The organism is Streptomyces rubellus, assembly GCF_036323805.1.
Taxonomy (GTDB): Bacteria; Actinomycetota; Actinomycetes; order Streptomycetales; family Streptomycetaceae; genus Streptomyces.
On record NZ_JAZDCX010000028.1, the window covers coordinates 1 to 13423 of the forward strand.

At 74.9% G+C, this 13423-nt stretch carries 11 protein-coding genes; 4 read left to right on the forward strand and 7 right to left on the reverse strand.

Annotation, left to right across the window (positions count from 1 at the left end):
- Positions 1-84: 84 nt before the first annotated feature.
- Together V1L54_RS25530 and V1L54_RS25535 are read right to left on the reverse strand one after the other, a co-directional pair.
- Entirely contained in the window at positions 85-1107 is a 1023-nt protein-coding gene (locus V1L54_RS25530; protein ID WP_330120484.1) for a phosphatase PAP2 family protein, read from the reverse strand.
- 273 nt (positions 1108-1380) lie between these two features.
- Entirely contained in the window at positions 1381-2595 is a 1215-nt protein-coding gene (locus tag V1L54_RS25535) for a mannosyltransferase family protein (protein ID WP_330120485.1), read from the reverse strand.
- Positions 2596-2797: 202 nt separating this feature from the next.
- Here V1L54_RS25535 and V1L54_RS25540 point away from each other — a divergent pair, with 202 nt between their 5' ends.
- Positions 2798-4567: an MFS transporter gene (locus tag V1L54_RS25540; RefSeq protein ID WP_330120486.1), complete on the forward strand. Its 1770-nt coding sequence runs from the start codon at positions 2798-2800 to the stop codon at positions 4565-4567.
- A gap of 39 nt (positions 4568-4606) precedes the next feature.
- On the opposite strand, the gene V1L54_RS25545 is transcribed toward V1L54_RS25540, so the two are convergent.
- Complete coding sequence (locus V1L54_RS25545) at positions 4607-5050, reverse strand: cell division protein SepF (protein ID WP_330120487.1); 444 nt, start codon at positions 5048-5050, stop codon at positions 4607-4609.
- A 308-nt stretch (positions 5051-5358) separates the two neighbouring features.
- Here V1L54_RS25545 and V1L54_RS25550 point away from each other — a divergent pair, with 308 nt between their 5' ends.
- The 3 genes from V1L54_RS25550 to V1L54_RS25560 all read left to right on the forward strand — a co-directional run bounded on the left by V1L54_RS25550 (position 5359) and on the right by V1L54_RS25560 (position 8888).
- Positions 5359-6438 carry a DUF5685 family protein gene (locus V1L54_RS25550; RefSeq protein WP_330120488.1) on the forward strand — a complete coding sequence of 360 codons (1080 nt, stop codon included), beginning with the start codon at positions 5359-5361 and terminating at the stop codon, positions 6436-6438.
- A gap of 239 nt (positions 6439-6677) precedes the next feature.
- Positions 6678-7574: a S1 family peptidase gene (locus V1L54_RS25555; RefSeq protein ID WP_330120489.1), complete on the forward strand. Its 897-nt coding sequence runs from the start codon at positions 6678-6680 to the stop codon at positions 7572-7574.
- 267 nt (positions 7575-7841) lie between these two features.
- Complete coding sequence (locus V1L54_RS25560; RefSeq protein ID WP_330120490.1) at positions 7842-8888, forward strand: S1 family peptidase; 1047 nt, start codon at positions 7842-7844, stop codon at positions 8886-8888.
- A 114-nt stretch (positions 8889-9002) separates the two neighbouring features.
- Here V1L54_RS25560 and V1L54_RS25565 read toward each other — a convergent pair whose 3' ends face one another.
- The 4 genes from V1L54_RS25565 to V1L54_RS25580 all read right to left on the reverse strand — a co-directional run bounded on the left by V1L54_RS25565 (position 9003) and on the right by V1L54_RS25580 (position 13331).
- Complete coding sequence (locus tag V1L54_RS25565; RefSeq protein WP_330120491.1) at positions 9003-10031, reverse strand: aspartate-semialdehyde dehydrogenase; 1029 nt, start codon at positions 10029-10031, stop codon at positions 9003-9005.
- Between the two features lie 542 nt (positions 10032-10573).
- Complete coding sequence (locus tag V1L54_RS25570; RefSeq protein WP_330120492.1) at positions 10574-11644, reverse strand: lytic polysaccharide monooxygenase auxiliary activity family 9 protein; 1071 nt, start codon at positions 11642-11644, stop codon at positions 10574-10576.
- Positions 11645-11883: 239 nt separating this feature from the next.
- Complete coding sequence (locus V1L54_RS25575; protein ID WP_330120493.1) at positions 11884-12696, reverse strand: dioxygenase family protein; 813 nt, start codon at positions 12694-12696, stop codon at positions 11884-11886.
- 56 nt (positions 12697-12752) lie between these two features.
- Positions 12753-13331, reverse strand: a complete 579-nt coding sequence (locus V1L54_RS25580) for a DoxX family protein (protein WP_330120494.1) — start codon at positions 13329-13331, stop codon at positions 12753-12755.
- Positions 13332-13423: the final 92 nt, after the last annotated feature.

Sequence of the window (13423 nt, forward strand, 5' to 3'; positions counted from 1 at the left end):
GGGGGGGGCCCCCCGCCCACCTCCGCCCCCGGTGGGAGCGCGTACCGTCCTTCTCCCCGGCCCGGGAGGTGTTCTGAACCGGTGTCAGTTGCGCGGCCCCGTCGGCGCCGGGTGGGGCACCTGCCGCTCGCCGTGCGGCCGCCGGCCGGCACCCGGCCCGGGCGGAGCGCCCGCCGGCCGGGCCGGGTGCCGGCCCGGGTGGGCGGGGTGGTGCGCACACGAGTCCGCGGCATGGCCCGGCCGGCCCGCGGTGAGGGACGAGGAGAGAGCCGGCTCCGGACCGTGGGGCGCGACCGGCCGGTGTCCCGGCGTGCCGGCGGGGGAGCCGGAGGCGCGGTCGCCCGCGGGCCGCAGCCGTTCGGGCAGCGGCACGGAGGTGTCCCGCAGCCGGTACCAGTGACTCAGCAGATATGCCTCGGCGCGTACGATGAGCGGCTCGAACCAGGGCAGTGCCAGCAGGATGAGCAGGCCGGCGGCCCAGCCGAGGAGCACGTCGCTGACCCAGTGCGTGCCGATGTAGACGGTGGTGGCGCCCACCCCGAGCGCGAAGACGGCGGCGACGACGGACAGCCGCCGCCGCGCCCGCGGCGTGGTGGCCAGATAGGCCAGGATCCCCCAGGTGACCACGGCGTTCGCGGTGTGGCCGGAGGGAAATATGTCGCCGTTCAGGAACATCTCGTTGGCACCGACCTGATTGGCGTAGTGCGGGCCCTCCCGCGCCATGCCGAGCTTCGCCGCGCCCACGGTCACGTTCAGCAGCAGCAGGGAGGTGCCCAGGGCCAGCAGCGGGCGCAGGGTCCGCTGCCGCCAGGAGCGCCAGCCGAGCCAGGCCGCGACCAGCACCGCGGTGGGGCCGCGCTGACCGAGCACCACGAAGTAGTCGAGGAAGGCGTGCAGCTCCGGCCACTGCTTGTAGGGGCGGAAGAGCATGACCTGCCAGTCCAGCCGGACGAGCCGGGAGGTGGTCAGCACCGCCACCACGATGACCGCGTAGAAGCCCAGCGTGACGAGGAAGAGCACCCTGCGGGTGCCGCTCATCTCCGGCGGGGGAGCGGACGGCCGCGCTGGCTCCTGTTCCAGGCGGGCGAAGATCCGGTCGGTACGCACTCCAACGAGATTACAGGCAGTGACGGGCGCCGCAGGGCCGGCCACCTGCTTCGTGATGCCTATGTGATGTGGGGAGCCGCTCACCGGAGGTTTCCGTGAGCCGGTATTCCCTGGTCGGAGGAGCCGGGTGGGACTTTGTCCCCGGCGGCTCCGGCCCGGCCGCCGGGGCGGGGCCGGGAGGGTGCCGCGTGTCCTTTCCGTGTTCGTTTCCCGGCGGACATGTGGGAGTCACCGGAATTCAACCGGGCACCGCCCGGAAAACCGCCGGGGCGGTCAGGGCGGCCCGGAACCGTGCAGCCAGAAGGCGCCGTAGACCGCCGAGCCGAGGGCCGCCGTGGCCAGGACCGCGGCCGTCGCGGCCGGCCGGAGCCGGGTCAGGGCGACCGCGAGCGGCAGGAGCAGGGGGAAGGCGGGGAGCAGCAGCCGCGGCTTCGAGCCGAAGTAGCCCCGGGCGCACAGCGCGAGCACCACCACGGTCCCGGCGTACGCCAGCAGGGGCGGCGGCTGGCGCTGCCGTACGCACCACACGCACAGCCAGACCACCAGGCCCACCCCGGCGAGCAGTGCCACCCCGCCGGCCGGCGCGCCGGTGAGCCGGTCCCACACGAACGCGGCGAAGGCCGCACCGCCGTCGAAGCCGTTGCCCCACTGGGCCTGCACGTCCAGATAACCGGCCGGGCTGCCGGTGCGCGCCCCCACCCAGCCGACGTAGCCCAGCCAGCCGAGCGGGGCGAGCAGCACCCCGGCCACCGCGGACGCGGGCAGCCGCCGCTCGCGCCGCAGCCGGCCCGCCGCGGCGATCCACACCGCCGCCACCACCGCCGCGCCCACCGGCCGGGTCAGCCCGGCGAGCGCGGCCAGCGTCCCCGCCCACACCCACCGGCCGGTCAGCAGCGCGTACAGCGCCCAGGCGGCCAGCGCCGTGAACAGCGACTCGCTGTAGGCCATCGACTGGACGATCCCCACGGGCAGGGCGGCCCACAGCACGGCCAGGGTGATGCCCGCGCTCCTGCCGTACAGCCGGTCGCCGATCGCGAACAGCGCCGCGGCGGCGCACAGCGAGGCCAGGGCGCTGACGGCCACCCCGGCGCCGGCCGCGTCCAGCGGGGTGACGGCCGACAGAGCCCGCTCCAGGGCGGGCAGCAGGGGGAAGAACGCGAGGTCGGGGTGGAGGTCGCCGTTGGCCGCCCGGGCGGTGTGGCCGTAGCCGTCCTCGGCGATGCGGGCGTACCACAGGGAGTCCCAGCGGGCGGACAGCAGCCGGTACGCGTCACGGTCCGCCGCGGCCGCCCAGCCGGCCAGCACCAGCAGGCCCAGTGCCCGCACCCCGGAGTAGGCCAGCAGCGCGGGTGCCGCGTACCGCAGCGCGGCGCGGACGGAACGCCGGCCCGCCTCCCCGGAGCCCGGGGCGGCCGGCGGTCCGACGGCGGGGCGGGAGGCGGTCTGCCGGACCGGCGGCGGGGGCGGGAGGAGCTCACTGGCGGGCATGACCCGGGAGCGTACGTGTCCGGCGGAAGCGGCGCGAAGCGTCTCAAGGCGATGTCAACGTGAGGTGAGCCACGTGAGCGCGCGGCGGACTCGCGTACGCTGGCGCATCGACTCGTCCCTCCGCACCGGGCCGGACGCCGCCCGAGCGTCCCGGTGTTCCCCACGGCGCCGGCCGGGTGCGAGCGCGACAGGAGGTGCGTACATGTCCGGGACGACCACGGCCGGAGCCACCGGGGCGGCGGACGTCCCCCGGCAGGGGCCCCGGCGGCCGGTCCGGGCGGGCGGCCCGCGGGGCGCGGCCGGTGGCGCGAACCGCTGGGCCGTGCTCGTGGTCCTGTGTGTCAGCCTGCTGCTCGTGGCGGTCGACGCCACCGTGCTGCACGTCGCCGTTCCCGCCGTCTCCGGAGCGCTGCGGCCCGGCGCCGTCGAGCTGCTGTGGATCGTCGACGCCTATCCGCTGGTCTGTGCCTCCCTGCTGATCCTCTTCGGCTCCCTCGGCGACCGGGTGGGGCGGCGCCGGGTGCTGCTGGCGGGGTACGCCGTCTTCGGTGTCGCCTCGGCGCTGGCCGCGTACGCGGACAGCCCCGGGGTGCTGATCGCGGCCCGGGCACTGCTCGGGGTCGGCGGCGCGATGATCATGCCCGCCACCCTGTCGATACTGCGGCAGGTCTTTCCCGACCGCCGCGAGCGGGCGCTGGCCATCGGGGTGTGGAGCGCGGTCGCCGCGGTCGGCGCCGCCGTCGGGCCGCTGATCGGCGGCCTGCTGCTGGAGCACTTCTGGTGGGGCTCGGTCTTCCTGGTCAACATCCCGCTGATGCTGGTGTCCATTCCGGTGGGCCGGTGGCTGCTGCCGGAGTCCACCGGTGACCGCGACGGGCCCTGGGACGTGCTGGGCGCCCTGGTCGCGGCGGCCGGACTGGGCGCGCTGATCCTCGGTGTCAAGCAGTCGGGCGGCGGGGTGCTCGGCCCGGGGACGGTGGGACCGGTCCTGCTGGGTGTGTCCCTGCTGGCGCTGTTCGTGCGCCGTCAGCGCCGCCGCCGGTACCCCCTGGTGGACTGCGCCACCCTGGCCCGGCCCGCCTTCGGCACGGCCGTGGCGTGCATCGTGCTGACGGTGCTGGCGCTCGTCGGGCTGGCGCTGATCGCCGCCCAGTACCTCCAGCTGGTCCTCGGCCTCACTCCCCTGGAGACCGGGCTGCGGCTGCTGCCGCTCAGCCTCGCCGCGATCGCCGCCGGACTGGCCGGCTCCCGGCTGCTGCGCCGGCTGGGACCGCGCACCATGGTCACCTCGGGTTTCCTGGTGACCGCCGCGGCCGTGCTGCTGCTGACCGGGGCCGGCGGCCAGGACCGGCCCGTCCTGCTGCTCGGCGGGTTCGTCCTGCTCGGCCTCGGTCTGGAGACCACGCTGTTCGGCTCCTACGAGTCGATGCTCAGCGAGGCCCCGGCCCGGCACGCGGGCGGCGCCGCGGCGATCGGGGAGACCGCCTACCAGCTCGGCGCCGGTCTGGGCATCGCGGTCCTCGGCACCGTGATGAACGCCGTCTACGCCCCCGGCGTGCGGGGCGCGGCGGGTGTTCCGGAGGAGGCCGCCGCCGGTGCCGCGGGATCGCTGGGGGAGGCGTACCGGATCGCCGGGCAGCTCGGCGGACCGGCCGGGGAGGCACTGCGGACGGCGGCCCGGGAATCGTTCGTCCACGGCCTGCACGTCTCGCTGCTGGTCAGTGCCGGACTGCTGGTGCTCGGCGCGCTGGCGGCCCTGCGGCTGCCCCGCACGGCGGAGTCCCCGGCGCCCGGTGGGGAGCACGGCGGTGAGCGCGCGGCCGAGCGGGGCGACCGGGCCCCGGCCGAAGCCGCCGGAGGTGTCCGGCGCGGCACGGTGCCTTCCGGAGGGCACCGTGTCCGCCCGGCCGGGACGGCGCGGGCCGACCGGCCGGACGGGTCAGTGCTGGCCGGTGGTGCCCGCCGCCGGTGACGCGCCGGCGCGGCCCGTCCGGGACCGGGCCGGCGTCCGTCAGCTCTGGTTGAAGAAACCGCCCTCGGCGGCGCGGCGGTGCTCGCCGCTGATCACCTTGTAGTCGGCGGGGGTCAGCAGGAACACCCGGTTGGCCACCCGCTCGATCGAGCCGCGCAGGCCGAACGTCAGACCCGCGGCGAAGTCGACCACCCGCTTGGCGTCGGCGGACTCCATGCCGGTGAGGTTCACGATGACCGGGACACCCTCCCGGAAGAGCTCGCCGATGCCCCGGGCGTCCCGGAAACCGTCCGGGGTGATCGTGGCGATCCGGGTGCCCTGGTCCTGGGCGGTCTCCGCGGTCACCCGCACCCGCGGGTCGGTGACCCATGCCTCACGGACGTCCTCGGAATCGGGTCCCTCGGCGTACTCGTCGTCGTAGTAGCGCATCTCGCTGTCGTCGACGAGGCCCAGCCAGGCACTCGCCCTGCGCACCGATCCCATGGACGCCTCCTCTCACAAGCACGGTCCACCGTGTCTGGCAGTGCCTCCGCCGCGGGGCCCGCACCCCTATGGTCGTCCATGATGCTGACAACGCGCCAAGTGGTTACCGGTTCCGCACGGGTTTCGTGACGGTTCTGGTGCACAAGGGGCGCGGAGCGGACCGCCGGAGTGAAGTTCCGGGCCGCACACGGCTGGTGGTGCGGCGTGAGACCGGGCGGTCCCGCCGGACGGGTGGTCACCGAGGGCATACGGGTGAAGTGCCCGGTATCGTGACCGCCACTCATCGGTTCAGGTCAACGGGGGAAATTTTGTTCGGCGTCATCAGGCCCTGCCGGCACGGTCTGGACGAGGGGCAGCAGGCGGCCTGGCTGGCCCATCTGTGCGGGCTCTGTCTGGCGCTGCGCGGCGACCACGGCCAGTTCGCGAGGGTCGTCACTAACTACGACGGGATCGTCGTCTCGGTGCTGACCGAGGCCCAGTCCCCGCGCCGGGACGGGCTGCGGCGTACCGCCGGACCGTGCCCGCTGCGCGGTATGCGCACCGCGCGGGTGGCCCGGGGCGAGGGCGCCCGGCTGGCGGCGGCGGTCTCCCTGGTGCTGGCCTCGGCCAAGGTGCGCGATCATGTCGCCGACGGGGACGGGGTGCTGGCACGCCGCCCGGTGGCGGTCGCGGCGCGCAGGGTGGCGGCCGGCTGGGACCGGGCGGGGACGCGCACCGGTGCCGAGCTGGGCTTCGACACCGGGACGCTGACCGCGGCCGTGGACCGGCAGCCGCTGGTGGAGGCCGCCACGGGGCCGGGTGGTTCGCTGCTCGCGGTCACCGAGCCCACCGAGACCGCCACCGCGGCCGCTCTCGCCCACACCGCCGTACTGGCCGGGCGGCCCGGCAACGCCGGACCGCTCGCCGAGGCCGGCCGGCTCTTCGGCCGGCTGGCGCATCTGCTGGACGCGGTCGAGGACCTGGCCGCCGACCGCAGGTCGGGCGCCTGGAACCCGGTCGCCGTCACCGGCGCCCCCCTGCCGGAGGTGCGGCGGCTGTGCGACGACGCGGTGCACGGTGTACGGCTGGCGCTGCGGGAGGTGGAGTTCGCGGACGCCGGGGGCGCCGCGCTGGCGCACCGGCTGCTCGTCCACGAGCTGCGGCACGCGGTGGACCGGGCCTTCGCCGCCGGGCAGTTCGGCCCGCCCCCGTACCCGCCGCCCGGTTCGGACCGGCGGCGGGGGCCGGTGGCGGGCTGCGCGGTGTGGACCGGGTTGTTCTGCACCGGGCAGACCTGCTGCCGCAAGGAGTACCGGGACCCCTGGCGGGGCCGGCGGCGCAAGGGCTGGTGCCGGGGGAAGAGCGACGGCTGCTGCGAATGCGGTGAGTGCTGCGGCTGCTGCAACTGATGACGTCTGCGACCGGTTGGCGCGGTTGTTGACCGACGGGCGGTCATGTCCGTTATGTGGGGCGGCTGTTGCGCTCAGCGAGACATTTTGGTGGACGCCCTCTTGCGGGCGCTGATCCGACGCGTGAATACTCCAGACCAACGCTTGTCAGGGACGCGTCGAACAGCGGGTCCCCGGCCGCGTTGCGCGTGCCCGCCCGTCGGCGGGTTCCCCCCATTTCCTTCACAGGAGGACAACCAGTGAGGACGAAGCGCACCTCCCCCCACGGTGGTTCGGCCAGACGGGGCCGTACCCGCCTCGTGGCCGCGGCCACCGGCGTCCTGGCCGTCGCCGCCCTGACCGTGCCGGCCTCGGCGAGCGCCGAGCCCGCGCCCTCCCCCGCCACCCAGGTGGCCATGGCGGGCAAGGCGATGAAGACCGCGGACGTCGCGGGAACCGCCTGGTACACCGACAAGGCGACCAACACCCTGGTCGTCACGGTGGACAGCACCGTCAGCCAGGCCGAGATAGCCAAGATCAAGAAGACGGCCGGAGCCGGCGCGGACGCCATCCGGATCGAGCGCACCTCCGGCAAGTTCACCAAGATGATCTCCGGTGGTGACGCCATCTACGCCGGTGGCGGACGCTGCTCGCTGGGCTTCAACGTCCGCAGCAGCAACGGCACGGAGTACTTCCTGACCGCCGGCCACTGCACCGCCGCCGGCGCGACCTGGACCAACGGTTCCACCACCCTCGGTACGCGGGCCGGGTCCAGCTTCCCCAACAACGACTACGGCATCGTCCGCTACACCAGCTCGATCAGCCGTCCCGGCCAGGTCGGCAGCCAGGACATCACCCGCGCCGCCAACCCGTCCGTGGGTCAGACCGTCACCCGCCGCGGCAGCACCACCGGCACCCACAGCGGCCGGGTCACCGGTCTGAACGCCACCGTCAACTACGGCAGCGGTGACATCGTCTACGGCATGATCCAGACCAACGTCTGCGCCGAGCCCGGCGACAGCGGCGGCCCGCTCTACTACGGGACCACCGCCTACGGTCTGACCTCGGGCGGCAGCGGCAACTGCCGCACCGGCGGGACGACCTTCTTCCAGCCGGTCGTCGAGGCGCTGAACGCCTACGGCGTGAGCGTCTACTGATCCTCACCGTTCCTCCGCGCGGGCCCGTCCGGCCCGCGGTAGACGAGCCCCCGCCCGGCGCAGACCGGGCGGGGGCTCCGCCGTGTCCGGGGGCATCTGGCCCCACTCATCACACAATGAATCCATACGGGTGCATATTGTGTGTCCTTCCGTCGGGCGAGGAATCATCACTCAACCGGGCATTCCTCCGGGATCGCCCCGGCCCGGGCGATCCCGTCTCCATGGGAGGCACAAGAGTTGAAACCAAGACGGACACTCACACGGCGCATGGCCGTCGCGTGCGCGTGCGCGGCGGCGCTCCTCGCCGGCCCCTCCGGTCCGGCGAACGCGGACACCGCGGACACCGGGCAGGGGACCGCACGCCTCACGGCCGCCGACGCCACCGGTCTGGCCGCCGACCTCGCCGGCGTCCTGAAGGACGACATGGCGGGCGCCTACTACGACGCCGGGGAACGGAAACTGGTGGTCAACGTCCTCACCCCGCAGGCGGCGGAGAGGACGCGGCAGGCCGGGGCCGAGCCCCGGACGGTCCGGTACTCCAGCGCCCGGCTCGACGCCGTGCGGGACGACCTCACGGCCGGGGCCGTGCCCGGTACCGCACGCGCCGTCGACCCCCGGCTCAACCGGGTCGTCGTCACCGCGGACGACACGGTCCGCGGCGACGACCTGAGGACGCTGCGGGAGCGGATCGGGGCACAGGGCGGCGCGGCCGTCCTGCGGCAGGTCCCGGACAGGTTCAGCCCTTACCTCATGGGCGGCGACGAGATCCGGCGGGGCGACGGGGTGGGCTGCTCGCTGGGCTACAACGTCACCCGGAACGGCCTGCCGTACTTCCTGACCGCCGGCCACTGCGCCCGGCTCTTCGACCGCTGGTCACCGGCCCGGAGCGGCCGGGTGGTGGGCGTCACCGTGGCGAGCAGCTTCCCGGGTGACGACCACGCCCTGGTGCGCTACATCGCCCGGGTGGACCGCCCGAGCCGGGTCAACCTCTACAACGGCTCCAGCCAGGTCATCAACCGGGCGGCCGATCCCATCGTCGGCCAGCCGGTACGGCGCAGCGGCTTTGCCACCGGGGTCCGGGAGGGCCGGGTCACGGCGCTGGACGTCTCGGTGACCTATCGGCAGGGCACGGTCCACGGCCTGATCCAGACCACCGCCTGCGCGGAGCCCGGCGACAGCGGCGGGCCGCTGTTCTGGGGCGACACCGGCCACGGGATGACCTCCGGTGGGCGCGGTGACTGCACCCGGGGCGGTGAGACCTTCCACCAGCCGCTGACCGAGGCGCTGCGGGACAACGGCGTCCGGCTCGGCTGAGGCACGCAGGGGTACGGAGGGAGAGGGACCGGGGAGAACGACAGCGCACGACCGGCCCGGCACCGCCGACGGCGGTGCCGGGCCGGTCGTGCGGCCGTGGTGGGCACGGAAGGGTCAGCGGGCCCCGGCCGCGACGAGTTCCGCGATCTGCACGGCGTTGAGGGCCGCGCCCTTGCGGAGGTTGTCACCGGCGCAGAACAGGGCCAGCCCGTGCTCGACGGTCTCGTCCGAGCGGATCCGGCCCACGTACGTCGGGTCCTGGCCGGCGGCCTGCTGCGGGGTGGGGATCTCGGAGAGGGCCACGCCCGGGGCGCCGTCCAGCAGCTCCAGCGCGCGCTCCGGGGCGAGGGAGCGCTCGAAGCGGGCGTTGATCTGGAGGGAGTGGCCGGTGAAGACCGGTACCCGCACACAGGTGCCCGAGACCTTCAGACCGGGGATGCCGAGGATCTTGCGGCTCTCGTTGCGGAGCTTCTGCTCCTCGTCGGTCTCGCCCAGACCGTCGTCCACGATGGACCCCGCCATCGGCAGCACGTTGAAGGCGATGGGGCGCACGTACTTGTCCGGCGCGGGGAACTCCACCGCCGAGCCGTCGTGGGCGAGCCGCGTGGCGTCGCCCTCGACCGCCTTGCGGACCTGCTCGTCCAGCTCGGCGACCCCGGCCAGACCGCTGCCGGACACCGCCTGGTAGGTGGACACGACCACGCCGGTCAGCCCCGCCTCGGCGTGCAGCGGCTTCAGCACCGGCATCGCGGCCATGGTGGTGCAGTTCGGGTTGGCGATGATGCCCTTGGGACGCTCGGCGGCGGCCTCCGGATTCACCTCGGAGACCACCAGCGGGACCTCCGGGTCCAGCCGCCAGGCGGAGGAGTTGTCGATGACGACCGCCCCGGCCGCGGCCACCTTCGGGGCCAGCGCCTTCGAGGTCGAGCCGCCCGCGGAGAACAGCACGATGTCCAGGCCGGCGTAGTCGGCCGTGGTGGCGTCCTCGACGGTGACCTCGCCGTCCCGCCAGGGCAGCGTCCGCCCGGCGGAGCGCGCCGAGGCGAACAGCCGCAGCTCGTCCACCGGGAAATCGCGCTCGGCCAGGATCTCCCGCATCACACCGCCGACCTGACCGGTGGCTCCGACGATCCCGATTCTCATGGGGCTCCTTCTGTCGTCCGTGTCCCGCAGCCTCAGCCCTCTACCCTGCCCTGCCGGACGGGCGGGCGCCAAATCTCCTTGACGTACGTCACACGCGGACGAGCAGGGCGTACGGCCCGCCGGCCGTGTCCGGCCGGGGCCCGGCGTGCTGGAGCACGCCCCGCCCACCGGCGCCGGAGCGCGTGCCCCGAGCGGCTCGGGACCACCGGGTGGTGTCCAGGTGCTCGAGCACCGGCTCACCGGTCTTCCCGGCGGGTTACCGGGGCGCGGGCCGCGGCCGAGCGTGCCGGGGCCGGCCGGCTCGCCCCGGTGCCCCGGCACGCCGTCACACCAGCGGGCCGGTCTGTGCCCGCTCCGGCTCGGAGCGGGCACAGACCGGCCCGGCGCTCGCCCGCGCCGCCGCCCAGGGCGGGGTCCCCGGCGCGGGGCGAGCCCCGGCCTCCCCTCCCCGCGGTACGTACAGGGAGGCCGGGGCGCCACCGCCGCCCCGGAGGGGCAGACGGGCGACGGCGGCGCGATCGTGGGTGCCGGAGACCGCCGGGTCAGGCGCGGTGGCGGGACCGGGCCGAGCGGCGGCGCGCGGTGGCCAGCAGTACGGCCCCGCCCAGCATGACGGCCGCGGCGCCGCCGAGGGCGACGGCGGTGGTGCTGTCGTCGCCGCCGGTCTCGGCGAGGTGGACCTGCTGTCCGCCGTCCCCGGTGTCCTCGGCCGGGGACACGGCGGTGCCGTTCGGGGCCTTCCCGGACCCCTCGCTCTTCCCGGTCCCCGTCCCACCGGTCCCGGCCTTCCCGGCGGCCGGCTCGGCCGGCTTGCCGCCACCGGTGCCGGTGCCGTCGGTGGAGAGGGGGGCGGTCTGCCGCTTCTCGCCGTGCTCGTCGCCGCCGTGCCCGTCATGGCTCACGGTGGACTTCTCCGCGCTCTCCTCGATCTGCTCGTCGGTCGGCGCGGCCGGCGCGGTACCGGCACCGCCGCCGCCGTTGCCGCCGAAGACGACGTCGGAACAGGTGTAGAACGCCTCCGGGCTGTCCGAGCGCTGCCAGACGCTGTAGACCAGATGGCGGCCGGACCGCTCGGGCACGGTGCCGGAGAAGACGTAGGAGCCGTCCTCCAGCCGGGGGTCGGTGACCTTCGCGAACGGCTCCGCCTCCAGGTCCGACCACGCCAGCGGCTTGGCCGGGTCGTAACCGGCCTTGGTGAGGTAGAGCTCGAACGTGCCCTTGTGCGGTGCGGTGGCCCGGTAGCGGAACGTGTGGTCGCCGGCGGTCAGGGGGGTGGCGGGCCAGTCGGAGCGGGGCAGGTCCAGGCCCTTGTACTTGTCGCGGCCCGCGCTGCACAGCTTCCCGTCCGGGATGATCTGGCGGTGGCGTCCCGCGGCGTCGGCGATGTTGACCTCGTTCCAGTCGTACAGCGGCTGGGTGCCGCCGGCGGCGACGAGCGCCTTGCACGCCGCGGACTTCGGTGCCTCCGGCCCCTCGGCGTGGCAGGCGGCCACCCGGCTGACCGGGTCGGTGAGGGAGCCGTGGGCGGCGGCGGGCGCGGCGGTCGGCAGGCACAGGGCGAACGGCGCCGTGCCGGCGGCTACGAGGGCGGCGGCCCTGCGGCTAACGGTCATCTGCGGTACTCCTCCAGCCACGGGGGCGGGTGGTACGGGTGGGGGAGCCGGACCCCGTCCCCCCGCGAACGGGTCCCGGCGGCACGCACGTTAGCCGCGTCCGAAGCCCCTTCCGGGGCCTTCCGGCCCGGTCCGGCGATCCTTATGCCGCCGTTAAGACGCCGTTGAGCGGGGCCACAGAAAGACCCGTGGAGCGGCCCGTCCGGCCGGGGCGGCGACCGCGCGGGCCGGGCCGGGACTCAGCCGAGCTGGACCGAGCGCTTGGCCAGTCCGGCCCAGAAACCGTCGATGACCGTGCGCTGGGCGGACAGCTCGTCCTGGCCCGCGCCGAGGGCGACGAACAGCGGGGCGAAGTGGTCGGTGCGCGGGTGCGCGATCCGGCCTGCCGGGGCCCGGTGCTCGAAGTCGAGCAGGGCGTCGACGTCCCCCCGGGCCAGTGCCTCGCCGCCCCAGGCGTCGAACTCCTTGGACCAGCCCGGTGCCTCGCCGGGGCCGGCGCCCCACCTCAGCTCCCGCAGATTGTGGGTGAAGAAGCCGCTGCCGACGATGAGCACGCCCTCGTCGCGCAGCGGGGCCAGCCGGCGTCCGAGTGCCAGCAGCTCCCCGGGGTCGAGGGTGGGCATGGAGAGCTGGAGCACGGGGACGTCGGCGTCCGGGTACATCTCGGCCAGTGGCACGTACGCGCCGTGGTCCAGCCCCCGGTCCGGGTCCTGGTGCACCGGGCTGCCCGGGCCGGCGAGCAGCTTGCGGACCTTCTCGGCCAGTGCGGGGGCGCCCGGCGCCGGGTAGGCGACCCGGTAGTAGTGCTCCGGGAAGCCGTAGAAGTCGTACACCAGCGGGACGGTCCGGGTGGCGCCCAGGGTGACCGGGGCGGACTCCCAGTGCGCGGAGACGATCAGCACCGCCTCGGGACGCGGCAGCTCACCGGCCCACCCGGCGAGCTGCGCGGTCCACAGGCCGTCGTCGGCCAGCGGCGGGGCGCCGTGGCTGAGGTAGAGCACGGGCATGCGGTCCGCGGCGGGACGCCGGGCGGGCCGGGTGGGGGCGGTCATGGGATCTTCCTCCGGGACGTACGCCCCGGGACCGGGGCGTACGGGTGGCTCAGGGTTCAGGAGCGGACCAGCAGGGTCAGGCCCGCCGCGGCGGTGCCGAGCGCGACGGCGGCGACGCCGTGGGAGAGCCGGTGCGAGCGCAGGACGGGCAGGGCGCGGTCCACCGCCCAGCGGCCGGGGCCGGTGAGGGCGAGCGCGGCGGCGGCCGCGACGAGGAGGAGCTCGTACTCCACACCCTGGGGCGAGAAGAAGCCGCCGTCCCACTTCACCGCCACCGCGTTGAGCATGGTGCCCAGCACCGCGGCCCCGGCGAGCGGGGTGAGCAGGCCGAGGACGAGGGCGAGTCCGCCCAGTGTCTCGGTGAGGGCGGCGACCACGGCCATCGTCCCCGCGGCCGGGTAGCCGACCGAGGCGAAGAACTGCTCGGTGCCCTCCAGCCCTCCGCCGTCGAACCAGCCGAAGAGCTTCTGCGTGCCGTGCGCGGCCATGATCAGGCCGAGGGCGAGACGCAGCAGCAGGAGTCCGGCGTCCTGAGCCGGGGCCGGGGCCGGGGCCGGGTGCGCCGGGTCCGGGGCGGTGGCGGGCGCGCCGGTGTACCGGGTGGTGCCGTCGTGCATGCCGGTGGGGGCGGTCATACGGGCTCCTCGAGATTGTGGTTCGAATTCGAATCACGGACGCCGGCGAGTGTAGTTTCAGATTCAAATTTGAACAACCGCGTAGGATGGCA

What these genes read in the sequence shown, in the direction of transcription:
- V1L54_RS25535 (WP_330120485.1), bottom strand. Translation starts at nt 2,595, where the DNA reads ATGCCCGCCAGTGAGCTCCTCCCGCCCCCGCCGCCGGTCCGGCAGACC.
- V1L54_RS25540 (WP_330120486.1), top strand. Translation starts at nt 2,798, where the DNA reads ATGTCCGGGACGACCACGGCCGGAGCCACCGGGGCGGCGGACGTCCCC.
- V1L54_RS25545 (WP_330120487.1), bottom strand. Translation starts at nt 5,050, where the DNA reads ATGGGATCGGTGCGCAGGGCGAGTGCCTGGCTGGGCCTCGTCGACGAC.
- V1L54_RS25560 (WP_330120490.1), top strand. Translation starts at nt 7,842, where the DNA reads ATGGCCGTCGCGTGCGCGTGCGCGGCGGCGCTCCTCGCCGGCCCCTCC.
- V1L54_RS25565 (WP_330120491.1), bottom strand. Translation starts at nt 10,031, where the DNA reads ATGAGAATCGGGATCGTCGGAGCCACCGGTCAGGTCGGCGGTGTGATG.
- V1L54_RS25570 (WP_330120492.1), bottom strand. Translation starts at nt 11,644, where the DNA reads ATGACCGTTAGCCGCAGGGCCGCCGCCCTCGTAGCCGCCGGCACGGCG.
- V1L54_RS25575 (WP_330120493.1), bottom strand. Translation starts at nt 12,696, where the DNA reads ATGACCGCCCCCACCCGGCCCGCCCGGCGTCCCGCCGCGGACCGCATG.
- V1L54_RS25580 (WP_330120494.1), bottom strand. Translation starts at nt 13,331, where the DNA reads ATGACCGCCCCCACCGGCATGCACGACGGCACCACCCGGTACACCGGC.